Consider the following 22,042-nt stretch of genomic DNA (forward strand, 5'->3'; position numbering starts at 1 on the left):
CGACAGGAAGGAACGGTTCCGCGATGACAAGACAACCCCGAAAACCACGGCGACGCCACGAAGACGACGAACAACAACGCCGCGCCATCGCCTCCCTGGCAACGATGGCGCTCGCCGTCGCCGCGATGTGGACGGCGACGGCGCCGGACGCCACGGTGTTCGCCGGCGACGTGTCCTGCACGGCGGCGATGGTCATGCCGGTGTCCGGTGGTGTCGTCGAACGCGCGTTCGCGCAGCCGGCCAGCGCATGGGGGAGCGGTCACCGCGGTGTCGACATCGCGGTGACGGACGGCGACACGGTGCTGGTCGCCCCGGAAGACGGCACCGTGTCATTTGCCGGCGGCGTCGCCGGCAAGAACGTCGTCACGATCGTTACCGAAGACGGCCTCAAGCTGTCGTTCGAGCCGGCCGTCGCGACCGTGGCGACCGGCGCGGCTGTCGTCCGCGGCGCGGCCTTCGCCGTGGCGGAAGGATCGTCCGACCATTGCGACGACCATTGCGTGCACTGGGGCGTGCGGAACGCCGACGACGAGTATCTCGATCCGGAAACGCTGCTGGAATCGAGGCGCATCGTGCTCAAGCCGGTCGCCTGAACGACAAGGCGCCCCGCCGCACGGTGGCGGCGGGGCGCGGAGACGATGCCGGGAGAGCCGGAGACGGCGTCACAGGCCGGCGTCGGCCAGCGAAATGTACCCCGGGTCGATGAGCGCCGTCTTGAGGTTGCCGGCGCTGACGGCGACGAGTGGCACGGCGAGCGTCGGCACGAGCGAACCGCTCACCGTCGTGTTCTTCAGCGAGTCGAGTCCGAGGCTCGAGAGTGCCGTCTGCTGGTTGAGCGACAGGCAGATCTGCGCGGTGTCGGCGGCGATGGCGTCGCGGTTCTCGAGGCCGGTCATCCACTGCTTGCCGTCGACGATGTTCGGGATGTCGGAGACATAGGCGCCGTAGCCGGTGACGATCGGCCACTGCGACGAGTCGTCGGTCGACGCGGACGAGGACGAGGAGTCGCCGTCCGCCGTCGCCGACGACGAGGACGACGGCGACGGCACCGCCTCGCGCTCGACGTCCTTCTTGCCGCTGAGCGAGTCGATGATGCCGGAAATCGAGATCGACGGGTTGATGTCGGCGGCGGAGCCGGTGTAGCCGAGCTTCGTCAGTTCGTCGACGACGGCCGAGGCGACGAAGTCATTCATCGCGACGATGCCGTCGATGGCCACCGTCGACGAGTCGCCGTCCTTGTCTTTCGACTCGAGACGGGACCTGAGCTCGTCGGCGACCTGGTCGCTCTTCTGCGCGTCGAAGGCGACGTTCTTCCAGTCGTCGGCCGTCGTCGTCTTCGTCAGCGTGCCGGACGCGCTGACGGCCTGGCCGGACTGGAAGTACGGGCCGAGCACGCTCCAGACGCCGGCGAACAGGTCCTTCGCGAACGCGGCGTCGTCGCCGGCGTCGCCGTCGGAGCCGGCGGTGTACGGCAGCAGTACCTCGATCGTCTTCGGATCGTCCGCCGTCGCCTTGTCGAGCTGGAGCTTGTCGGCGAGTTTCTGCGCCTGCAATTCGCCGATGAGGGACGCCGTCGACATCTGGACATAGGCGTCCGGCGCGAAGCCGTCAAGCGTGTCCGAGACGAGCACGACGTGGATGCCGGCGTTCTTCGCCAACGTCAGCGCGGAGACGAGCCGCTTCATCGACGACGTGAGCGTCGCGTCGGCGGAAGCGGACGCGGAATCGTCGGCTGACTGGTCGGACGAGGAGGACGATTCTTCCGACGACGACGTCGACGAAGAGGAAGCCGAAGCCGAGGAGGACGACGACGTCGAGGCTGACGATGACGATGACGACGATGACGATGACGACGAGTCGTCCTCGTCGGCAGTCGAGACCGGCTGCGTGGCGAAGTCGCCGTAGTACTTCGACGTCTCGTCGGCGTCGACGACGGGTGCGACGACGAGCGTGACGGCTCCGGCCTCGTCGTCGGCGTCGGCATAGTCCTCATCCTTCGTCGAGTTGACATGGTCGACGACGTAGTCCTGGATCTGCTGGCTCTGGTCCTCGATCGACGAGCTCGTCGTCGTCGAGATGTCGTCCTTGGCGAAGCCGTTCGCCTCGAGGTCCTCGGTGAGCTTCGGCACCCACTCGTCCCAACGGTTGAGCGGCACGCCTGTCGACAGCGTCACGCTGTCCGACGGCGTGAAGACGGCGACCTTGCCGGCCGTTTGCGTCGACGACGACGAGGTCGACGCCTGCGATGACGAGCCGGTGCCGGACGAGCAGGCGGCCGCCGTGGCAAGCAGCGACAGGGCCAGCGCTCCGGCTGCCAGGCGGGTTGCGGTACGGAATCGTTCGAGAGCCATCGTCAAGCCTTCTTCACCCTTCATGCATCGAATTAGCGTCATCCATATTGTAGGGAAGGGCTTAGAAAGCCGGAGGGCCGTCCGCTCCGTGCGGGGAGCGGACGGCCCTCCGGCCTTCGCCGGTATCGCGTGACAGTCGCGTCGGAACGGCGCGCCGGTCGCCCGGCGCGTGCGTCACTCGGCGAGTGCGCGTTGCAGGTTCCCGTCGAGCGCGTCCATGAACTGCGCGGTGTCCAGCCACGGGTGGTCCGGTCCGATCAGCAGCGCGAGGTCCTTCGTCATCTGGCCGCCCTCGACGGTCGAGATGATCGTCTGCTCGAGCGTCTCGGCGAACCGGGCGACTTCCGGGGTGCCGTCGAGCCTGGCGCGGTGCTTGAGACCGCCGGTCCACGCGTAGATCGAGGCGATCGGGTTCGTCGACGTCTTCTCGCCTTTCTGCCAGCGGCGGTAGTGGCGGGTGACGGTGCCGTGGGCCGCCTCGGCCTCGACGGTCTGGCCGTCCGGCGTCATCAGCACCGACGTCATCAGGCCGAGCGAGCCGAAGCCCTGGGCGACGGTGTCCGACTGGACGTCGCCGTCGTAGTTCTTGCAGGCCCACACGTAGCCGCCGTGCCACTTGAGCGAGCTGGCGACCATGTCGTCGATGAGGCGGTGCTCGTAGGTCAGGCCCTCCTGGGCGAACCTGTCCTTGTACTCGGTCTCGAAGACCTCGGCAAAGATGTCCTTGAACCGGCCGTCGTAGGCCTTGAGGATTGTGTTCTTCGTCGACAGGTAGACCGGATAGCCGCGCATCAGGCCGTAGTTGAAGCAGGCGCGGGCGAAGCCGCGGATCGAGTCGTCGAGGTTGTACTGGACCTGGGCCACGCCGGTGCCGGGGTAGTCGAAGACGACGTGCTCGATCGGCTCGCCGCCGTCGGCCGGCGTGAACGTGACGGTGAGCCGGCCTTCGCCCGGCACCTTGAAGTCGGTGGCCTTGTACTGGTCGCCGAAGGCGTGGCGGGCGACGACGATCGGCTGGGTCCAGCCGGGCACGAGCCGTGGAATGTTCGAGATGACGATCGGCTCGCGGAAGATCGTGCCGCCGAGGATGTTGCGGATCGTGCCGTTCGGCGACTTCCACATCTTCTTGAGGCCGAATTCCTCCACGCGGGCCTCGTCCGGCGTGATCGTCGCGCACTTGACGCCGACATGCTCGCGCTTGATGGCCTCGGCCGCGTCGACAGTGACCTGGTCGTCGGTCGCGTCGCGGTTCTCGATGCCCAGGTCGTAGTAGTCGAGGTTGACGTCGAGGTACGGCAGGATGAGCCGGTCCTTGATGTCCTTCCAGATGACGCGCGTCATTTCGTCGCCGTCGAGCTCGACCACGGTGCCTTCGACCTTGATTTTGGCCATTCGTGCCCTCCTGATGAAGTGAGATGGATGTGCCGGAAGTGCTTCCAGTCACTTCTTCATAGTGGAAAAAGATTACGGAGCGTCGTCGATGTCCATTTTTCGGGGGCGCCGTCGCCGCGGGCGGTCACGATTCGCGCGGAGGGACGCACGGCCCGCATGAGTGGCGGTCGCGGGACGGCCACGGGGGTCGCACACTGTCACCGCCAGTCGTTAGCCTGAAGCCATGGCTCAGGAAATTGAAATCGGCCTTGGCAAGAAAGGCCGCATGTCGTACGGCTTGGACGACATCTCTATTGTTCCCTCCCGCAGGACCCGCGATCCGCAGGATGTCTCGACGAACTGGCAGGTGGACGCCTACGAATTCGAGATGCCGGTCATCGCGGCGCCGATGGACTCGGTCGTCTCGCCGAAGACGGCGATCGAACTCGGCCGGCTCGGCACCGTCGGCGTCCTCGACCTCGAGGGCCTGTGGACGCGCTACGAGGACCCGACGCCGATCCTGCACGAGATCGCCGGCAAGCCGGCGTCCGAGGCGACGGCGTTCCTGCAGCGGGCCTACGCCGAACCGATCAAGGCCGACCTCATCAAGGCCAGGCTGCACGAGATCCGCGAGGCCGGCGTCACGGTCGCCGGCGCGCTGTCGCCGCAGTGCACCGAGGAATTCCTGCCGGCCGTGCTCGAGGCCGGCGTGGACCTGTTCGTCATCCGCGGCACCGCCGTCTCGGCCGAACACGTCTCGCAGGATCACGAACCGCTCAACCTGAAGCAGCTCATCTACGATCTCGACGTGCCCGTCATCGTCGGCGGCGCCTCGAACTACACGGCAGCCCTCCATCTCATGCGTTCCGGCGCGGCCGGCGTCCTCGTCGGCTTCGGCGGCGGTGCCGTGTCCGCGGACCGCAGCACGATCGGTGTCCACGTGCCGCTCGCCACGGCCATTTCCGACGTCGCCGAGGCACGCCGCGACTACATGGACGAATCCGGCGGCCGCTACGTGCAGGTCATCGCCGACGGCGGCACCGGCTATTCCGGCGACTTCGTCAAGGCCCTCGCGATGGGTGCCGACGCCGTCATGCTCGGCACGCCGCTCGCCCGCGCCGTCGAGGCGCCCGGCGAGGGCATGCACTGGGGCGCAGAGGCCCGTCACGCGACGCTGCCGCGCGGACGGCGCAGCGAAGTCGGCACCGTCGGCACGCTCGAGGAGATCCTGTACGGTCCGAGCCACCGCGCCGACGGCACGATGAACTTCATCGGCGCGCTGCGCCGCGCGATGGCCTCGACGGGCTACGTGGACGTCAAGAGCTTCCAGAAGTGCGGCGTCGTCGTCACGCCGGCCTCGCGCCGCGGGTAGTTCCTTCCGCGACGGCGGCATCCGTCCACAACATTCATCCACATGAACAGTGGAGAAACGCCGATGTTTCTCCACTTTTCCACTTTTTCGGGCCGAAGTGCTGACAGGGCGGCGGAAGACGTCTACGGTGGGGCCGTCACCGCAGACACCGCATGGAAGGAAACCGCCACGATGACGACGCCGACGCCGCCCAGCCAGACCCGCGCCCCGCAACCGATGCCGCCCGACCGGCGACGCCTCGGATCGGTCGACGGCGTCCTGAAATCCGCCACTGGCGACATCTCCTATCATTTCCAGTCCTGCTACAGCCTGTCGCTGTCGCCCGACCTGTGCAGGCAGATGGCACGGCACGGTTGCCAGTACATCGTCATGATGATGGACGTGCTGAGGCTCCGGATGGACCCGAAAGTCCTCGAGGCGGCCAGTACCCGCGAATGCGTCGACCGGCTGCGCCTGCTGCTGCGTCTCGTCGCCAAGGCGCCGGACTGCAGCCTGGCGCTGATGATGCGCAGCCGGATCTTCCCGCCCGTCGAGCCGAGACTGGTCGACGGCATGGTCCTCAACGAGAACAAGGTCGAGATGACATCGCTGGTCCGCGTCGCGGGCGCAGAGTTCTGGATCAATCTCGCGTTCAGCAGGCAGGGCACGCAATGGATCTGCGTCGTCGCCGACATCGGCCAGCCCGGCTAGGGCGTCGCTGTACGCTGGCAGGCATCGGCGGGAACGGGGGTGCCCTCGTCCGGCTATAGTGGGAGGCATGCTTCGCGAATATGGATTGAAAACGATGTACAAGACGACCGACGAGGACACTGTCTACTCGTTGCTTGCCCGGCGCGCCATCGCCGATCCCGACGACATCATCGCCCAGTTCCTCGACGACCGGCGCCAGTGGAACGACGTGACGGCCGGCGAGATGTTCGCCGAGGTCCGCTCGGTCGCCAAGGGCCTGATGGCGCTCGGCGCGAAGCAGGGCAGCATGGTCGTCGTCTACTCGGCCACCTGCTATGAATGGGGCGTCGTCGACTTCGCCTGCGCCGCCATCGGCGCCGTGCTCGTGCCGGTCTACGAGACCGATTCCGAGAAGCAGGCCGCCGCCATCGTCGACGAGGTCGGACCGGTCATCGCGTTCGGCGGCGACGAGGATCACGTGCAGGTCCTCGAGCGCATCGCCGGCAACGACGACCGCCTCAGGTACGTCTTCAACTTCGAGGCCGACGCGATGGACGCGCTGATCGGCTTCGGCGAATCGGTCTCCGACGACGACCTCGACGAGGCGATCGGCCGCGTCAAGGCCGACGACCTGCTGACGATTGTCTACACGTCCGGCTCGACGGGACGTCCGAAGGGCGCGATGCTGTCGAACCGCAACTTCACGCACATCGTCCTCAACGGCTACGAAATCCTGCCGGACATGCTCTACAACCCGAACCGCCTGCTGCTGTTCCTGCCGCTGGCCCACTGCTTCGCCCGCTACATCCAGTACGTCGCGATCGGCGGCCACGGCGTCATCGGCTACGTACCCGACGCCAGGCACCTGCTCGCCGACCTGCGCAGCTTCAAGCCCACCTACCTGCTCGGCGTGCCCCGCGTGTTCGAGAAGGTCTACAACGCCGCCTCGCAGAAGGCCGGCGCCGGCATGAAGGGCCGCGTCTTCGCGAACGCGTTCGACCACTTCGTGAACTGGTCGAAGATGATGAACGCTCACGAGCGCCCGACCGCCTCGCAGAAGATGAAGCATTCGTTCTACATGGGCACCGTCGGCGCCTCCATCCGCTCCGCGCTCGGACCGAACCTGCGGTTCCTGGCCTGTGGCGGCGCGCCGATCAACACCGACCTCGTCCACTTCTTCAACGGCATGGACGACATCACGTTCATCCAGGGCTATGGCATGACCGAGACGGCCGCCCCAATGGTCGTCAACTGGCAGAAGGCCAACCGTCCGGGCTCCGTCGGGCGCCCCGGCCCCGGCATGGCCGTGAGCACGGCCGACGACGGCGAACTGCTCGTCAAGGGCCCCAATGTCTTCCTCGGCTACTTCGAGAACCCCGAAATGACGGCCGACGTGCTCGAACCGAGCGGATGGCTGCACACCGGCGACCTCGGCGAGATCGACGACGAGGGCTTCGTGACGATCACCGGCCGCAAGAAGGACCTCATCATCACGGCCGGCGGCAAGAACGTCACGCCGACGCCGCTCGAGAACATCATCAACACGTGCCCCATCCTCGCGCACACCGTCGTCGTCGGCGACAACAAGCCGTTCATCGGCGCGCTCGTCACGCTCGACGAGGACATGACGCGCTCGTGGATGGACGCGCAGGGACTCGACATGTCGATGTCGCTCGACGACATCGCGAACTCGGCCGCCGCCCACGCGCTCGTCCAGCAGTACGTCGACAAGGCCAACAGCAACGTGTCCCGTGCCGAGTCGGTCAGGAAGTTCATCATCCTGCCGCGCGACTTCTCCCAGGAGGAAGGCACGATGACGGCCTCGATGAAGGTCGTGCGCCCGAAGGTGCTGTCGAAGTATGCCGAGATCATCGAGGGCGAGCTGTACGCGCCGGTGCCGAGCAACAAGCCGCTGCCGGTATCCGTCCAGATCCTCGACAAGGCCACCGAATCGGCCCGCCAGGCTTCCGAGACGATGAAGCACGTCCAGGAAAACGTCCGCGAGAAGGTCGGCGACTATTCCGAGAACCTGTCGGAGAACGTCACCCACGCCTACGACATCGTCAAGGGGCGGATCGTCCGCGGCAAGGACGGCGAGCCGTTCGACACCGCCGCCGACGTGTCCGCCTCGGCCGACGCCTCCGTCAGCGCGGACGATTCGTCCGCGGATGGCGCCGCCGGGCCGGAGGACGGTGCCGCCGGCGACGGCGTCTCCCGCCACTGAGCGACGGCGACGGCGCCCGCGCGTCGGGATCGTCGTCGCCATGGCGGCCCCCGGACTACAATGATGACGTATTTGTCTGTCCGTCGAAGAGGAGTTGGCCCGTGGCTATCCGAGAAATCCGCATCGTTCCTGATCCAGTGCTGCGCACCCCGTGCGAACCGGTGAAGGAGATCACGCCGGCGACCCGCCGCCTGGTCCAGGACCTGCTGGACACCGTGGACGATCCGGGGCGCGCCGGCCTGTCTGCCAACCAGATCGGCGTCAATCTGCGTGTCTTCTCGTACAACATCGACGGCAAGCTCGGCTACGTCATCAACCCGGTGCTCGAGGAGACCAGCGGCGAACAGTATGGCGACGAGGGCTGCCTGTCCGTGCCGGGCCTGTGGTACAAGACGCGTCGCGCCGACTACGCCCGCGTGCGCGGCATCGACCTCGACGGCAACGAGATCGTCGTCGAGGGCACCGGCATCATGGGCCGCATGCTGCAGCACGAAACCGACCACCTCGACGGCCACGTCTACCTCGACCGTCTCGAGAAGGAGGAACGTCGCGCCGCGCTGAAATACATGCGCGAACACCAGCGCTGATCCGAATCGCCGTGACGGGGCCCGCACCACGACCGTGGTGCGGGCCCCGTGCTATCATTGCGGCTTGTGTGCCATCCGGCGATTTCCGCAGTCGCGTGCGGGAAGAACCATCCAACTATTGTCAACCGGCACGCAACAAATTCGCGTCATGTTCGCGACGGCCCGTGTCGGTCGGAGCAACCGGACACCAGTCCGGACGCTCTGCACGCGGGACCGCATGACCAGGCAAGAACCGACAATGAAAGGTAGTCATACCATGGCTCAGATCACGATGAGCGAAATGCTGAAGGCCGGCCTGCACTTTGGCCACCAGACCCGCCGCTGGAACCCGAAGATGAAGCAGTACATCCTCACCCAGCGCAACGGCATCCACATCATCAACCTGTTCAAGTCGCTCGACATGATCGACGTCGCCTACGACTTCATCAAGACCACCGTCGCCCACAACGGCACCGTCCTGTTCGTCGGCACGAAGAAGCAGGCCCAGGAAGCCGTCAGCACCCAGGCCACCCGCGTGAACATGCCGTACGTCTCCGAGCGCTGGCTCGGCGGCATGCTGACCAACTTCAACACCGTCTCCAAGCGCGTGAACCGTCTCAAGGAACTCGAGGAAATGGACTTCACCGACGTCCACGGTTCCGGCCTGACGAAGAAGGAGCTGCTGCTCCTCGAACGCGAGAAGGACAAGCTGGAGCGCCAGCTCGGCGGCATCCGCAACATGGGCCGCACGCCGTCCGCCATGTTCGTCGTCGACATCAACAAGGAAGCCCTGGCCGTCTCCGAAGCCCACAAGCTCGGCATCCCGGTCGTCGCCATCGTCGACACCAACACCGATCCGGAATCCGTCGAGTACCCGATCCCGGCCAACGATGACGCCATCCGCGGCATCGAGCTGCTGACGAGCCTGATGGCCGACGCCGTCGCCGACGGCCTGCTGGAGCGCTCCGGCAAGACCAAGGCCGAGGGCGAGCAGCCGATGGCCGCCTGGGAGAAGGAACTGCTGACCGAAGGCGCCGAAGCCGAGGCCGCCGTCGCCCAGACCGAGGCCGCCGTCGCCGAGGCGGAGACCGCCGTGGCCGAAGCCGAGGCCCAGGCCTGAGTTCACCGTCCGCCATGTCCGTCCACGCCGTGGCGAGTGTCGTCCCGGGGATGATGCCCGCCACGTCCGGCGGACTGCCGGACAGGCCGATGTGAATATTCGGTATCGATTCGCCGCCGCCCGCACGGCCCGGAATACCGGGACCGCCAGTCAAGTTGGGGAGGGCAGCGTGCGAAGACGAGCCGCACCGACCACAGGAATTTACGAGGAGAAATCAATGGCAGCAATCACCGCAGCTTTGATCAAGCAGGTCCGCGAGGAGACCGGCGCCGGCATGATGGACGTCAAGAAGGCGCTCACCGAGGCCGACGGCGACGTCGCCCGCGCCAAGGAAATCATCCGTGCCAAGGGCATTCAGGCCGCCGGCAAGCGCGAAGGCCGCAAGGCCCAGGAAGGCACCATCGCCTCCACCGTCGTCGTCGCCGACGGCACCGCCACCGGCTACGCCGTCGAGCTCAACTCCGAGACCGACTTCGTCGCCAAGACCCCGAAGTTCGTCGAGTTCGCCGACACCGTCCTGGCCGACGCCGTCAAGGCCGACGCCGCCACCGTCGACGAGGTCCTCGCGGCCCCGGCCGCCAACGGCGAAACCGTCAAGGTCGAGATCGAGGAAGCCGCCGCGCTGTTCGGCGAGCACGTCAAGATCGGTCAGGTCGCGAAGATTTCCGGTCCGCACGTCGAGATCTACGCCCACAAGAAGTCCGTCGAGATGCCGCCGAGCATCGTCGCGATGATCGCCACCGACGAAGCCGGTGCCGCCGTCGCCCACGAGGCCGCGCTGCAGATCTCCGCGATGGGCGCCAAGTGGCTGACCCGCGAGGATGTCCCGGCCGACGTCGTCGAGTCCGAGCGCCGCGTGGCCACCGAGAAGTCGCTGGCCGAAGGCAAGCCGGAGAAGATCGTCCCGAAGATCGTCGAGGGCCGTCTCAACGCATTCTTCAAGGAGAACGTGCTGCTCGAGCAGGCCTACGTCAAGGATCCGTCCAAGACGATCGGCGACCTGTTCAAGGAAGTCGGCGGCAAGGCCCTCGCCTTCGCCCGCCTCGAAGTCGGCAAGGGCGACGAGAACTGAGTCCTGGTCTCCATTGTCGGCCCTGACGGCCGGCAATGACCGGCCACTGGCCGAAAACACAAGATTGCAACACCGGCGACGGCCGATTTCCCGCGGGAAATCGGCCGTCGCCTTTTTGCATTTGCGCCGCCATTGCGCCGCAAACTCGCCATTGCGCCTGTCGGGAAGCCCGGTTAGGGTAGGGGACGGTACATTCGAATGCTTCCGAGGTTGGAAAGGCGTCAATCATATGGGCAACGAGAACACAGCGGCCAAGCCGCGACGGGTGCTGCTGAAGCTGTCGGGCGAGGCGTTCGGCGGCGGCAAGCTCGGCGTGGATCCCTCCGTCGTGCGTCGCATCGCCGGCGAGATCGTCGCGGCCGTCGACCGCGGCGTCGAGGTCGCGATCGTCACCGGCGGCGGCAACTTCTTCCGTGGCGCCGAACTGCAGCAGGCCGGCATCGACCGCTCGCGCGGCGACTACATGGGCATGCTCGGCACCGTCATGAACTGCCTGGCGCTGCAGGACTTCCTCGAGCAGGCCGGCCAGGCCACGCGCGTGCAGACCGCCATCACGATGGGCCAGGTCGCCGAGCCGTACATTCCGCTCAAGGCCATCCGCCACCTCGAAAAGGGACGCGTCGTCATCTTCGGCGCCGGCGCCGGCATGCCGTACTTCTCCACCGACACCGTCTCGATCCAGCGTTCGCTGGAAATCCACTGCGACGAGGTGCTCATGGGCAAGAACGGCGTCGACGGCGTCTACACGTCCGACCCGCGCAAGGATCCGGACGCCAAGCGCTTCGCGACGCTGACCTACGACCGCGCCCTCGTCGACAACCTCGCCGTCATGGACGCCTCCGCGATGGCGATGGCCCGCGACAACGACCAGCGCATCCGCGTGTTCGGCCTCGAGGGCGAAGGCAACGTCACGAAGGCGCTGCTCGGCGAGGAAATCGGTACACTGGTGTCCAACGAGGAATCGTCGCTGGCCTGAGCGCCGGACGACCTGCCGTCGCCGCCCCGGCGACGGTCCACGAACTTGACCGGGAAGGGCCGGTCTGCAAAAAGGAGTTACCAATGGCAAACCTGATCGATACCGCGAAGGCCCAGATGGCCAAGTCGGTGGAATCCACGAAGGAAAACTTCTCCGGCATCCGCACCGGCCGCGCGAACCCGGCGCTGCTCAACGGCATCGTCGTCGAGTACTACGGCGCCCCGACGCCGCTCAAGGCCGTCGCGACGATCGGCGTGCCGGAGCCGCGCACGCTGTCCGTCACGCCGTTCGACCCGTCGCAGGCCAACGCCGTCGAGAAGGCGCTGCGCGACTCGGATCTTGGCGCCTCGCCGCGCCGCGACGGCAACGTCATCCACCTGACGATGCCGGAGCTCACCGAGGAACGCCGCAAGGAGTACGTCAAGCTCGCCAAGTCGAAGGCCGAAGACGGCAAGGTCGCCGTCCGCAACATCCGCCGCAAGACGAAGGAGACGATCGACAAGGCCGTCAAGGACGGCGACATGGGCGAGGACGAGGGCGACCGCCTGCTCAAGGACCTCGACAAGGTGACGAAGGCGACGACCGACGAGCTCGATCGCCTGCTGGAAGCCAAGCAGAAGGAAATCATGGAAGTCTGACGACTTCCGGACGGCAACCGGTCCGTGCGCCCCGCTTCCCCACGGGAAGGCGGGGCGCGCTGACTGTCGCCGTCCCCTTTTTTCGCCCGGCGGCGAACGGCAACAACACACGATAGCAAGGGAGCACGGGACTTCAATGGGCAGCTCACGCAGTACGCGCGACAGGGAACGCGACAAGGAAAAACTCGACAGGATCAACCAGAAAACCGGTCGCAACATGCCACAGGCCATCGCCACGGCGGCGCTGCTCGTCGTCGTCATCCTCGCGTGCCTGTTCGTCAGCGCCGACCTGTTCGCGCTGCTCGTCGTCGTCTTCATGGTCCTCGCGCTGTGGGAGCTGCGCGTCGACCTCGCCGTCATCGGCCTGAAGATCCCGATCGTCACGCTGTGGATCTGCTGCACGCTGACGCTCGCCGCGTCGTTCTACAGCGCTGACCATCTCGTCGCGCTCGGCGTGTGCACGCTGGCGTCGGCGGTCGTCGTCATGTTCGTCTCGTCGCTGCAGGTCTCGCTGGGCGGCGGCGCCGAACGCGCGGCGTCCCGCAAGATGCTGCAGGACGGCCGGATGGCCTCGGAGCTGGCCGTGCCCGAGCATCCCAACCTCACGCAGGTCGCCGTCGCGCTGTTCACGCTGCTGTACATCGCCGTCCTCGGCTCGACGATCCTGATTTCGCTGACGTTCAACGACCACTATGTCTCGCACGCCATCGTCGTCGTCTTCATGCCGGCGCTGTCGGACACCGGCGGCCTCGTGTTCGGCGCCTGGTTCGGCAAGCACAAGCTCTCGCCGCGCATCTCGCCGAAGAAGTCGGTCGAGGGCCTGCTCGGCTCCATCCTGTTCGCGATGGCCGGCGCGTTCATCGTCTTCGCCTGCACGTACGACGGCGCCATGTGGGCCACGCGCTGGTGGGTGCCGATCGTCGAGGGCGTCCTGATCGGCGTCGTCGGCACGTTCGGCGACCTGTGCGCCTCGATGCTCAAGCGCGACATCGGCATCAAGGACATGGGCCACATGCTCAAGGGCCACGGCGGTGTCCTCGACCGCGTCGACTCCATCCTGATGTGCGCGCCGTTCGTCTGCGGCCTGCTGTACGTGTGCGGAATGTAAGCCGTCGCCGGTACACTGGGCTACTGCATTTCATTGATTATCATGGAACGATTCCTCCGTGTGGAGGAATCGTTCCTTCGTTTTCTTCTCGGGAGTTTCAGATGGCAGTCGAACCGGAAACCGGCATCACCGAAGGCGGTACGAAGGGCAGGTTCCGCGACGTGCTCGCCAGGGACCATGCGAGGCGCGGCAAGCCGCCGGTCCACTTCGCCGACATGACGGCCGACGAGCGCATCGCGAAGGCCTCCGAACTCGGCCTGCCGAAGTTCCGCGTCAACCAGCTCGCCAGACACTACTACGGCCACTTCGACACCGACGCCGCCGAATTCACCGACTTCCCGGCCGCGAAGCGCGAACAGGCCGCCGGGGCGTTCTTCCCCGAACTCATCCACGAGGTCACCCGCCAGGTCGCCGACGACGGCCAGACCGTCAAGACGCTGTGGGAACTGTTCGACGGCTCGAAGATCGAGTCCGTGCTCATGCGCTACCCGACGCGCACGACGCTGTGCATCTCGAGCCAGGTCGGCTGCGGCATGGGATGCCCGTTCTGCGCCACCGGCCAGCTGGGACTGACGCGCAACATGTCGACCGGCGAGATCCTCGAGCAAGTCCGCGTCGCGGCCCGCATGATGGAGCGCGGCGAGGTGGCCGGCGGCCCCGGACGCCTGAGCAACGTCGTCTTCATGGGCATGGGCGAGCCGATGGGCAACTACAAGTCGATTGTCTCCGCCGTCCGCCAGATCTCGGCCGAATCGCCGAACGGCTTCGGCATCTCGGCGCGCAACATCACCGTCTCCACCGTCGGCGTCGTTCCGGGCATCAGGAAGCTCGCCGCCGAGGGCATCCCGGTGCGCCTCGCCGTCTCGCTGCACGCGCCGAGCGACGAGCTGCGTGACGAACTCGTGCCGATGAACCGCCGCTTCAACGTCACGCAGGTCCTCGACGCCGCCCACGACTACTACCGGGCGACGAAGCGCCGCGTCAGCATCGAGTACGCGCTGATGCGCGGCATCAATGACCAGCCCGAACACGCCCGGCTACTGGCAAAGCGGCTCAACCACTACGGCGACAACTGGGTGCACGTCAATCCGATCCCGCTCAATCCGATCGAGGGCTCGAAGTGGACGGCCTCGAAGCCCGAGGACGAGGCGGCCTTCCTCGACATCCTGCATCGCGCCGGCATCACCGCCACGCTCAGGGACACCCGTGGCCAGGACATCGACGGCGCCTGTGGCCAGCTCGCCGCCAAGCAGCGCTAGGGGAGGGGCGCCCCCGTCCGCATGAAACGCACGCCCCTTCGCAGCACGGCATCCGGTAGCATGAATCGTTGAATACCGCATAGCCGAGCACGAGGAGGAGAGAGCTGATGTCGTTGGCCGTCCGTGTCATTCCCTGTCTGGACGTCGATGCCGGACGGGTGGTCAAGGGAGTCCATTTCGAGAACCTGCGCGACGCCGGCGATCCGGTCGAGCTCGCCGCCGAATACTACCGGCAGGGCGCCGACGAACTGACGTTCCTCGACGTGACGGCGTCGAGCTCGCACCGGCAGACGATGGTCGACGTCGTCTCCCGCACCGCCGAGCAGATCTTCATTCCGCTGACGGTCGGCGGCGGCGTGCGCACACCCGAGGACGTCGATTCGCTGCTGCGCTGCGGCGCCGACAAGGTCGGCGTCAACACGGCCGCCATCAACGATCCGGCGCTGATCTCGCGCATTGCCGACCGCTTCGGCAGCCAGGTGCTCGTGCTGTCCGTCGACGCCCGGCGCGAGCGGGGTGAACGACACACCGAATCCGGCTTCGAGGTGACGACGATGGGCGGACGCAAGTCGACCGGCATCGACGCGCTGTGGTGGGTGAAGCGGGCCGAGGAACTCGGCGCCGGCGAAATCCTGCTCAACTCGATGGACGCCGACGGCACGCAGGACGGCTTCGACCTCGAGATGATCCGGGCCGTGCGCTCCGAAGTCTCCATTCCGATCATCGCGTCCGGCGGCGCCGGCAAGGCCGACGATTTCCCGCCGGCCATTGCCGCCGGCGCCGACGCCGTCCTCGCCGCGTCGATCTTCCACTACGGCAAGGTCACGATCGGCGAAGTCAAGGACGCCATCCGCGCCGCCGGCTACGACGTGCGCTAGCAGGACGGGCATCGACGCCCGGCAATCATCACGGAATCCAACACCGGCAGGAATACGCAACCAATGAACGAGACAATCACCGACTACGACAACACCACCGAACTCGACCCCCGCATCGCTGCGAGGCTCAAGCGCGACGACAAGGGCCTCGTCGCCGCCGTCATCCAGCAGTACGACACGCACGAAGTGCTCATGGTCGGCTACATGGACGACGAGGCCGTGCGCCGCACGCTGACGACGGGCCGCGTGACGTTCTGGTCGCGGTCCCGCCAGGAGTACTGGCGCAAGGGCGACACGTCCGGTCACGCCCAGTTCGTCAAGTCGTTCGCGCTCGACTGCGACGGCGACGCCATCCTCGTCGAGGTCGACCAGGTCGGCGCGGCCTGCCACACCGGCAAGCACTCATGCTTCGACGAGGGCGGCCAGCTGCCCGTCATTGTCGGCAACCGGCCCGCGTGCGTCACCGACCGCATGGACCTCGACTGAATCCCCGGAAGGAGCGGACACCCATGACCACGTCCAGCATTGCCAACTGCAGCGTCGAACGCCTCGACTGGGGCGAAACCTGGCCGAGCCGGGAAGAATTCCACGCGCTGGCCGAACAGGGCTACCGGATCATCCCGACGGTGCGCCGGCTGCTCGCCGACTCGCTGACACCCGTTGGCTTCTACGAACGGCTCGCCGGCGGACGGTCCGGCACGTTCATCCTCGAATCAGCCGAATACGGCGGTTCGTGGAGTCGCTACAGCTTCATCGGCGTCGACTCGATGGCCCAGCTGCGCTCGAAGGACGGGCAAGCCGACTGGATGGGCAAGGTGCCCGCGGGAGTACCGACGGAAGGCGATGTCATCGACGTCGCCCGCGAAACGCTCCGTGTCCTGAGGGCACCGCACGTCGACGGCTTGCCGAACATGACCTCCGGCCTCGTCGGCTCCGTCGGCTGGGACGCCATCCGCCACTGGGAGCCGACGCTGCGCGCGACGGCGCCCGACGAGACCGGCCAGCCCGAACTGGCGCTGGCGCTGGCGACCGACGTCGCCGTCGTCGACCACGTGTCCGGATCGGTGTGGCTCGTCGCCAACGCCGTCAACGTCGACGACAGGCCGACGCGCGAGGACGACGCCTACCGCGACGCCATCGCCCGGCTCGACTCGATGCAGCGACGCGCCGCCACGCCCGTCGACGGCGAGGCTCGCGTCAGCGTCCTCGATCACGGCGTCCCGCAGCCCGAACTGCGTTTCCGTACCGCCAAGGCCGTCTACGAACAGGCAGTGGAACAGTCGCGCCGGCACATCGTCGACGGCGACGTGTTCCAGGTCGTCATCTCCCAGCGCCTCGACATCGACTCGCCGGCCGAACCATTCGACGTCTACCGCGTGCTGCGCACGCTCAACCCGAGCCCGTACATGTACTTCATGACGCTGACCGACGCCGGGGGCCGCGATTTCAGCATTGTCGGCTCGTCGCCGGAAACGCTGATCAAGGTCGACAACGGCCACGCGATGACGTTCCCGATCGCCGGATCGCGTCCGCGCGGCGCCACTGTCGAGGAGGACGAGCGGCTCGCCGCCGAACTGCTGGCCGACCCGAAGGAAAACAGCGAGCACGTCATGCTCGTCGACCTGTCACGCAACGACCTGTCGCGCGTCTGCGTGCCCGAGTCGGTCGAGGTCGTCTCGTTCAAGGACATCAAGCGATTCAGCCACATCATGCACATCTGCTCGACCGTCACCGGCCAGGTCGACCCGAAGCTGACGACGTTCGACGTGTTCACGTCCGCCTTCCCGGCAGGCACGCTTTCGGGCGCCCCGAAGCCGCGCGCCGTCGAGATCATCGACGAACTCGAGCCGGCCGACCGTGGCATCTACGGCGGCACCGTCGGCTATTTCGACTTCTCCGGCAACATGGACATGGCCATCGCCATACGCACTGCCTTCATCCGCGACCACGAGGCAAGCGTGCAGGCCGGAGCCGGCCTCGTGCTCGACTCGGTCCCGGCCAGCGAATGGCAGGAGACCCGCAACAAGGCCGCGGCCAGCGTGGAGGCCATCCAGGTCGCCGCACAGCTGAAGACGGTCTGACGAATACGGCATGGCGGGAGAAAGCGGCGGGTTTCCCGCCGCTTTTGCATATCGCGGAACAATTATTCCAACTGGAAAACCGACTGTCGTCGTACCCCCTTCTGCGTTTCAATGGAACCAATTCGAGGAACGCGGAAAGGAGCGACTCATGACCGGTTTCATGGACAAGGTCGAAGAACTCAAGGACAAGGCCGAGGAAAAGGTCGACGGCCTCAAGGAACTGCACGAGGACGAGCGCCTCAGGAAAGTCCAGGACAAGGCCAACGAACTCAAGCTCAAGGCCGAGGCCAGGGGCAAGGAGGCCGAGGCGAAGGCCGAGGAACTCAGGGACAAGGCCGCCGACAAGGCCAACGACCTGAAGGACAAGGCCACCGTCGCCGGCAAGGACTTCGTCGACAAGGCGAACGCCGCCGGCAAGGATCTCAAGGACAAGGCCGACGCCGCGACGAAGGAAGCGGCCGACAAGGTCAACGATCTCAAGGACCAGGTCTCCTCGCAGCTGCACAAGTAGCGCCGGGCCGTTCCGGACCGTCCTGGAATTTTGCACGATTCTCCCGTCCCCGTCGGAGCGTCCGGACCGTGCGCAGTCAAGCCAACTCGTCAGCAGAAGGAGCGAACAATGGCAGATCTCAGGGAACATTTCGACAACATGGAAGCCCGTCACGAGGAGCACAAGGCCGAGCGCGAGGAAGATCGCGCCGAGAACCGCGCCGAGCGCCTCGAGAAGGAATTCGAGAAGGAAAACAAGGACCTCGACAAGGCCGACGACGCGCGCCACGGCTTCACCGAGCATCATGAGGAAAACAAGGCCGCCCGCGAGGAGCGCCGCGAGGATCGCGAGGCCACCCGCATCGCCGAGGACGAGACGAAGGCCGACGAGGCCGACGCGAAGGCCGCCTGCAAGAAGTGCGGCTGCTGAGCGTCGTCACGACGACCAGCCATCATGACCGGGGTCCCGGCCGGACATCGCGATCCGGCCGGGACCCCGTCGCATGTCCGAAAGCGCAAGTCCCGCGCGAGGAGACCGGCAGTGTTCACAACACGCCGGGGAATGGTTGCGCCGCTTTTGGGACTATCATCTAGCGAAACGCTTCGGCGTCCGGCCCCGGGGCCGCCGCCGACACGAGAAAGTGAGCAATCAATGGTTGATTCCGCAATCGCCGCCGCCATCCGCACGCTGCCGAAGGCCGAGCTGCACCTGCATATCGAGGGAACGCTGGAGCCGGCACTGGCGCTGGAACTCGCGGCCCGCAACGGCGTCGAGCTGCCGTGGACGAACGTCGACGACCTCGCGAAGCAGTACGAATTCGAGGACCTGCAGTCGTTCCTGAACCTGTATTACCAGCTGATGGCCGTCCTCAAGACCGAAGACGACTTCCGCGACCTCATGCTGGCCAACCTGCGCCATGCCGCCGAAGACGGTGTGCGTCACGCCGAGATCTTCTTCGACCCGCAGGTGCACATGAAGAACGGCACGGCGTTCGAAACGGTCCTGAACGGCCTCAAGGAAGGCGCGAGGATCGGCCGCGAACGCTACGGCGTCACCGTCGGCCTCATCATGTCCGTCGTGCGCGACGAATCGGTCGCCTCGGCCGACGAGCTCATCGACGTCGCCGCCCCGTATGCGAACGACATCCTCGGCATCGGCCTCGACTCCGCCGAGGTAGGCTTCCCGCCGCACCTGTTCGAGGACGTCTACAGGAAGGCGAAGGAACTCGGCTGGCACCGCGTCGCCCACGCCGGCGAGGAGGGCCCGGTAGGGTACATCGAGGAGGCGCTCGACCTGCTGCACGTCGAGCGCATCGACCACGGCACGCACGCCGCCGACTCGCCGGCGATGATGGAGCGATTGGCCGCCGAGGGCATCGGCCTGACCAGCTGCCCGCTGTCGAACCTCCGCCTCAACGTCGTCGACAAGCCGTCCGACCTGCCAATTCTCGAGTTCATGAACAACGACATGGCCGTCACGATCAACTCCGACGATCCGGCCTACTTCGGCGGCTACATCGCCGCGAACTACGACATCCTCGTCACCGGACTGGGCCTGAAGCTCGACGACCTCGCCCGGCTCGCCGGCAACTCGCTGGCCGTCTCCTTCATCACTGAGGAGGAGCGCGCCGCCCTGTTCGCCGAACTCGAGGACTGGAAGACCGAGCACCTCGGCTAGCTGCCCGTCCCCCGCCCAGCGGCCGCTGTCGGGCATGTCCCCCTCCGGATGTCACGAACCCTGGCTCGAAGCCAGGGTTCGTGACATCCGGAGGGGGACATTCTGTAGAGAGGGTGAGGAGAGGGCAGGAAGGAAGACAGTAGTAGCAGATGTCATCCAGCTAGAATTCCACCCTCTTTATCCAGTGCAGCGACAGCGCGTAGGAACCCGTCAGCAACGCCAGCAGCACGACGGCACACAGCACGCCCGACAGTGCGGACTGGCGTCGGACAAGGCCGGCCAATTCGCCGGCAAACGAATCTCCGGTAGTCTCGATGACGGCCCAAGCGGCGAGGAAGGCCAGCGCGAATACGGTGGCCATAATGTATCGTCCGCCTTGGCCGAATCGGATGCCGAGCGGCAGCCCGACGGCCGTCATCAGGACAATGCCGGCCAGCGCGACGAGAAAGAACAAGGTGGCCTGGGACCAGTTCTCACCCGTCTGCGCCGTTGCACCGTCGAGCCACGGCGCCGCCGGCAGTACGGCCGCCAGCGTGAACAACACGGCACCGACCAGTGCCGGCATGGCCAGGCATGTCAGGTATTTCTCGGCGACGAACTGCCGTCGGGTAAACGGCATCGTAAAGGTCTGCCTGGCGCTGTTTCCCTCCACATCGGCGGTTGCCGTGCCGATGAAGACGGCCACGGTGATCAGGCAGGTAAACAGATAGCCGAAGATTCGCGCGTCGCTGCACGAATAGCAGACCACCAGCGCGGCCAGCACGGCGATCTGGGCGACGTTCGTCCGCCACCACAGCAGGTCCTTGATCAGCAATCCCTTCATGACGGTGTTCTCCTTGTCCATTCAGCTGTTCGGTTGACTGTCGGCGACATGACGTTCCGAACGCGCCATCAGTGCCACGACGTCGTCGATGTCGGCCTTGTCGATGGGCAGCGCCGGCCAGTTCTCGGCATAGTATTGCCGTTGCGACGTGAGGATACGGAAACCGTCCAGCGTCGGCACCCTCGCCAGCAGGTATTCATCGTCCAGCGTGGCGGCTTCGGACCGGGTGGCCTGGATGACGCCGTAGTCGCTGCCGATGGCGTCGATCGTTTCGTGCAGGCGAATCGCGCCGTCGTCGATGAGATACAGGTCGTCGCACAGGCTGGCGATATCCCGCGAATTGTGCGAACTCACCAGGATGCTGTGGCCAGGTGTCTCCATGAACTCGCGCAGCAGGTCGAGAATGGCATCGCGGGCGAGGACATCCAGCCCCGCCGTTGGCTCGTCGAGGACGAGCAACTGCGGATGATGGGAAACGGCCGCGACCACCTTGAGCTTGGCGGCCATGCCCGTCGAGAAATCCTTGATTTTCTTCTTGTCTGGCAGCGCCATGCGATTGGCGAGCGAGAAGAACAGGTCGGCATTGAATGCGGGATAGAATCCGGCGAGCATCGTCGCCACTTGCCGGACATTGAGATTGTCGGGGTAGTTCGAATCGCTGAATGCGGCGCCGATACGCCGCTTCGTCGTCTCGTCAAGCAATCCGGCCGGCTCGCCGAGCACCGTCGCCGTGCCGCTGTCGGGCGCGACAAGGCCGAGGATGATCCTGAACGTCGTGCTCTTGCCGGAGCCGTTCGGTCCGACCATCGCCGTGATGGTACCTTCGGGCACGGTCATCGTCACGTCGAGCGCGAAGTGGCCGTAGTTCTTGGTGACATGGTCGAGCGTAATCATTACGCCGCCTCCGTTTCGTCGTCGAGCAGCAGGGCCACGAGTTCGCAGATGTCGGCGTCGGTCATGCCGGTACGCCGTGCCTTGCGAATGGCTTCGGCGAACGATTCTTCCGCCTCGCGTCGCAGCTCTTCTTCCACGATGTTGGGGGAGATGTCGGCGACGAACGTGCCCTTGCCGGGCACCGTTGTCACCAGTCCTTCCTCTTCGAGCTTGTCATAGGCCTTCTTGACGGTCAGCGCCGAAATCCTGCATTCGCGCGCGCACGCCCGTACGCTGGGCAGGGGCGACTCGGCCGCCAGCGTGCCCTGCGTGATCTGCAGCCTGACCTGGTCGACAATCTGTTCGTAGATCGGTGTCATCGACGAGCTCTGTATGGTGATGTGCACGATTCCTCCTTTCGGGACAAATCTGTTTCATGATGTTATATGCTGTTTATTTCCGATAACAAACAGCATATAACAGTGTGAAACAGT

General features: G+C 65.9%; 22 protein-coding genes. 17 read left to right on the plus strand and 5 right to left on the minus strand.

Going from position 1 to position 22,042, the window contains the following annotated elements:
• The first annotated feature begins 23 nt into the window (after window positions 1–23).
• Entirely contained in the window at window positions 24–593 is a 570-nt protein-coding gene (locus tag F6S87_RS00100; RefSeq protein ID WP_163226666.1) for a M23 family metallopeptidase, read from the plus strand.
• A gap of 69 nt (window positions 594–662) precedes the next feature.
• On the opposite strand, the gene F6S87_RS00105 is transcribed toward F6S87_RS00100, so the two are convergent.
• Complete coding sequence (locus F6S87_RS00105; RefSeq protein ID WP_163226667.1) at window positions 663–2,351, minus strand: substrate-binding domain-containing protein; 1,689 nt, start codon at window positions 2,349–2,351, stop codon at window positions 663–665.
• A 174-nt stretch (window positions 2,352–2,525) separates the two neighbouring features.
• Entirely contained in the window at window positions 2,526–3,743 is a 1,218-nt protein-coding gene (locus F6S87_RS00110) for an NADP-dependent isocitrate dehydrogenase (RefSeq protein WP_163226668.1), read from the minus strand.
• A gap of 223 nt (window positions 3,744–3,966) precedes the next feature.
• On the opposite strand from F6S87_RS00110, the gene F6S87_RS00115 reads away from it, so the two are divergent.
• From F6S87_RS00115 to F6S87_RS00190, 16 genes are all read left to right on the plus strand, one after another.
• Entirely contained in the window at window positions 3,967–5,094 is a 1,128-nt protein-coding gene (locus F6S87_RS00115; protein WP_163226669.1) for a GuaB3 family IMP dehydrogenase-related protein, read from the plus strand.
• Between the two features lie 171 nt (window positions 5,095–5,265).
• Window positions 5,266–5,784, plus strand: coding sequence for a hypothetical protein (locus F6S87_RS00120; RefSeq protein WP_163226670.1), 519 nt, complete (start codon window positions 5,266–5,268; stop codon window positions 5,782–5,784).
• Between the two features lie 67 nt (window positions 5,785–5,851).
• Entirely contained in the window at window positions 5,852–7,987 is a 2,136-nt protein-coding gene (locus tag F6S87_RS00125; protein ID WP_163226671.1) for an AMP-dependent synthetase/ligase, read from the plus strand.
• Between the two features lie 101 nt (window positions 7,988–8,088).
• The gene (def, locus tag F6S87_RS00130; protein WP_163226672.1) at window positions 8,089–8,574 is read left to right on the plus strand and encodes a peptide deformylase; all 486 of its coding nucleotides are present in this window, start codon (window positions 8,089–8,091) and stop codon (window positions 8,572–8,574) included.
• 256 nt (window positions 8,575–8,830) lie between these two features.
• Window positions 8,831–9,673 carry a 30S ribosomal protein S2 gene (gene rpsB, locus F6S87_RS00135; RefSeq protein WP_163226673.1) on the plus strand — a complete coding sequence of 281 codons (843 nt, stop codon included), beginning with the start codon at window positions 8,831–8,833 and terminating at the stop codon, window positions 9,671–9,673.
• A 217-nt stretch (window positions 9,674–9,890) separates the two neighbouring features.
• Window positions 9,891–10,745, plus strand: a complete 855-nt coding sequence (gene tsf, locus F6S87_RS00140) for a translation elongation factor Ts (protein WP_163226674.1) — start codon at window positions 9,891–9,893, stop codon at window positions 10,743–10,745.
• A gap of 229 nt (window positions 10,746–10,974) precedes the next feature.
• The gene (gene pyrH / locus F6S87_RS00145) at window positions 10,975–11,721 is read left to right on the plus strand and encodes a UMP kinase (protein WP_163226675.1); all 747 of its coding nucleotides are present in this window, start codon (window positions 10,975–10,977) and stop codon (window positions 11,719–11,721) included.
• Between the two features lie 83 nt (window positions 11,722–11,804).
• Window positions 11,805–12,359: a ribosome recycling factor gene (frr, locus tag F6S87_RS00150; protein WP_163226676.1), complete on the plus strand. Its 555-nt coding sequence runs from the start codon at window positions 11,805–11,807 to the stop codon at window positions 12,357–12,359.
• Between the two features lie 136 nt (window positions 12,360–12,495).
• Window positions 12,496–13,467, plus strand: coding sequence for a phosphatidate cytidylyltransferase (locus F6S87_RS00155; RefSeq protein WP_163226677.1), 972 nt, complete (start codon window positions 12,496–12,498; stop codon window positions 13,465–13,467).
• Between the two features lie 101 nt (window positions 13,468–13,568).
• Window positions 13,569–14,726: a 23S rRNA (adenine(2503)-C(2))-methyltransferase RlmN gene (rlmN, locus tag F6S87_RS00160; RefSeq protein WP_163226678.1), complete on the plus strand. Its 1,158-nt coding sequence runs from the start codon at window positions 13,569–13,571 to the stop codon at window positions 14,724–14,726.
• A 107-nt stretch (window positions 14,727–14,833) separates the two neighbouring features.
• On the plus strand, window positions 14,834–15,604 hold the full coding sequence (hisF, locus tag F6S87_RS00165; RefSeq protein ID WP_163226679.1) for an imidazole glycerol phosphate synthase subunit HisF: 771 nt from the start codon (window positions 14,834–14,836) through the stop codon (window positions 15,602–15,604).
• 63 nt (window positions 15,605–15,667) lie between these two features.
• Window positions 15,668–16,090, plus strand: a complete 423-nt coding sequence (gene hisI / locus F6S87_RS00170; protein ID WP_163226680.1) for a phosphoribosyl-AMP cyclohydrolase — start codon at window positions 15,668–15,670, stop codon at window positions 16,088–16,090.
• 38 nt (window positions 16,091–16,128) lie between these two features.
• The gene (gene trpE / locus F6S87_RS00175) at window positions 16,129–17,685 is read left to right on the plus strand and encodes an anthranilate synthase component I (protein ID WP_163227502.1); all 1,557 of its coding nucleotides are present in this window, start codon (window positions 16,129–16,131) and stop codon (window positions 17,683–17,685) included.
• A gap of 148 nt (window positions 17,686–17,833) precedes the next feature.
• Entirely contained in the window at window positions 17,834–18,196 is a 363-nt protein-coding gene (locus tag F6S87_RS08555) for a hypothetical protein (RefSeq protein ID WP_196779050.1), read from the plus strand.
• A 108-nt stretch (window positions 18,197–18,304) separates the two neighbouring features.
• Entirely contained in the window at window positions 18,305–18,604 is a 300-nt protein-coding gene (locus F6S87_RS00185; RefSeq protein WP_163226651.1) for a hypothetical protein, read from the plus strand.
• Between the two features lie 222 nt (window positions 18,605–18,826).
• Window positions 18,827–19,852 (plus strand): adenosine deaminase, encoded by a 1,026-nt coding sequence (locus tag F6S87_RS00190; RefSeq protein WP_163226681.1) that lies wholly within the window; start codon window positions 18,827–18,829, stop codon window positions 19,850–19,852.
• A 160-nt stretch (window positions 19,853–20,012) separates the two neighbouring features.
• On the opposite strand, the gene F6S87_RS00195 is transcribed toward F6S87_RS00190, so the two are convergent.
• The 3 genes from F6S87_RS00195 to F6S87_RS00205 are packed head-to-tail and all read right to left on the minus strand — an operon-like array spanning window position 20,013 to window position 21,955.
• On the minus strand, window positions 20,013–20,696 hold the full coding sequence (locus F6S87_RS00195) for an ABC-2 transporter permease (RefSeq protein WP_163226682.1): 684 nt from the start codon (window positions 20,694–20,696) through the stop codon (window positions 20,013–20,015).
• Window positions 20,697–21,569, minus strand: coding sequence for an ABC transporter ATP-binding protein (locus F6S87_RS00200; RefSeq protein WP_163226683.1), 873 nt, complete (start codon window positions 21,567–21,569; stop codon window positions 20,697–20,699).
• The gene (locus tag F6S87_RS00205) at window positions 21,569–21,955 is read right to left on the minus strand and encodes a GntR family transcriptional regulator (protein WP_163226684.1); all 387 of its coding nucleotides are present in this window, start codon (window positions 21,953–21,955) and stop codon (window positions 21,569–21,571) included. The genes F6S87_RS00200 and F6S87_RS00205 overlap by 1 nt, the downstream gene beginning before the upstream one ends.
• Window positions 21,956–22,042 lie beyond the last annotated feature (87 nt).

This window comes from Bifidobacterium choloepi (assembly GCF_010667615.1).
Classification (GTDB): domain Bacteria; phylum Actinomycetota; class Actinomycetes; order Actinomycetales; family Bifidobacteriaceae; genus Bifidobacterium; species Bifidobacterium choloepi.

Bases quoted from the DNA above. Each gene is read 5' to 3' on its own strand.
- F6S87_RS00100 (WP_163226666.1), top strand. From the start codon at position 24: ATGACAAGACAACCCCGAAAACCACGGCGACGCCACGAAGACGACGAA.
- F6S87_RS00105 (WP_163226667.1), bottom strand. From the start codon at position 2,351: ATGGCTCTCGAACGATTCCGTACCGCAACCCGCCTGGCAGCCGGAGCG.
- F6S87_RS00110 (WP_163226668.1), bottom strand. From the start codon at position 3,743: ATGGCCAAAATCAAGGTCGAAGGCACCGTGGTCGAGCTCGACGGCGAC.
- F6S87_RS00115 (WP_163226669.1), top strand. From the start codon at position 3,967: ATGGCTCAGGAAATTGAAATCGGCCTTGGCAAGAAAGGCCGCATGTCG.
- F6S87_RS00120 (WP_163226670.1), top strand. From the start codon at position 5,266: ATGACGACGCCGACGCCGCCCAGCCAGACCCGCGCCCCGCAACCGATG.
- F6S87_RS00125 (WP_163226671.1), top strand. From the start codon at position 5,852: ATGCTTCGCGAATATGGATTGAAAACGATGTACAAGACGACCGACGAG.
- rpsB (WP_163226673.1), top strand. From the start codon at position 8,831: ATGGCTCAGATCACGATGAGCGAAATGCTGAAGGCCGGCCTGCACTTT.
- tsf (WP_163226674.1), top strand. From the start codon at position 9,891: ATGGCAGCAATCACCGCAGCTTTGATCAAGCAGGTCCGCGAGGAGACC.
- pyrH (WP_163226675.1), top strand. From the start codon at position 10,975: ATGGGCAACGAGAACACAGCGGCCAAGCCGCGACGGGTGCTGCTGAAG.
- frr (WP_163226676.1), top strand. From the start codon at position 11,805: ATGGCAAACCTGATCGATACCGCGAAGGCCCAGATGGCCAAGTCGGTG.
- F6S87_RS00155 (WP_163226677.1), top strand. From the start codon at position 12,496: ATGGGCAGCTCACGCAGTACGCGCGACAGGGAACGCGACAAGGAAAAA.
- rlmN (WP_163226678.1), top strand. From the start codon at position 13,569: ATGGCAGTCGAACCGGAAACCGGCATCACCGAAGGCGGTACGAAGGGC.
- hisF (WP_163226679.1), top strand. From the start codon at position 14,834: ATGTCGTTGGCCGTCCGTGTCATTCCCTGTCTGGACGTCGATGCCGGA.
- hisI (WP_163226680.1), top strand. From the start codon at position 15,668: ATGAACGAGACAATCACCGACTACGACAACACCACCGAACTCGACCCC.
- F6S87_RS08555 (WP_196779050.1), top strand. From the start codon at position 17,834: ATGACCGGTTTCATGGACAAGGTCGAAGAACTCAAGGACAAGGCCGAG.
- F6S87_RS00185 (WP_163226651.1), top strand. From the start codon at position 18,305: ATGGCAGATCTCAGGGAACATTTCGACAACATGGAAGCCCGTCACGAG.
- F6S87_RS00190 (WP_163226681.1), top strand. From the start codon at position 18,827: ATGGTTGATTCCGCAATCGCCGCCGCCATCCGCACGCTGCCGAAGGCC.
- F6S87_RS00195 (WP_163226682.1), bottom strand. From the start codon at position 20,696: ATGGACAAGGAGAACACCGTCATGAAGGGATTGCTGATCAAGGACCTG.
- F6S87_RS00200 (WP_163226683.1), bottom strand. From the start codon at position 21,569: ATGATTACGCTCGACCATGTCACCAAGAACTACGGCCACTTCGCGCTC.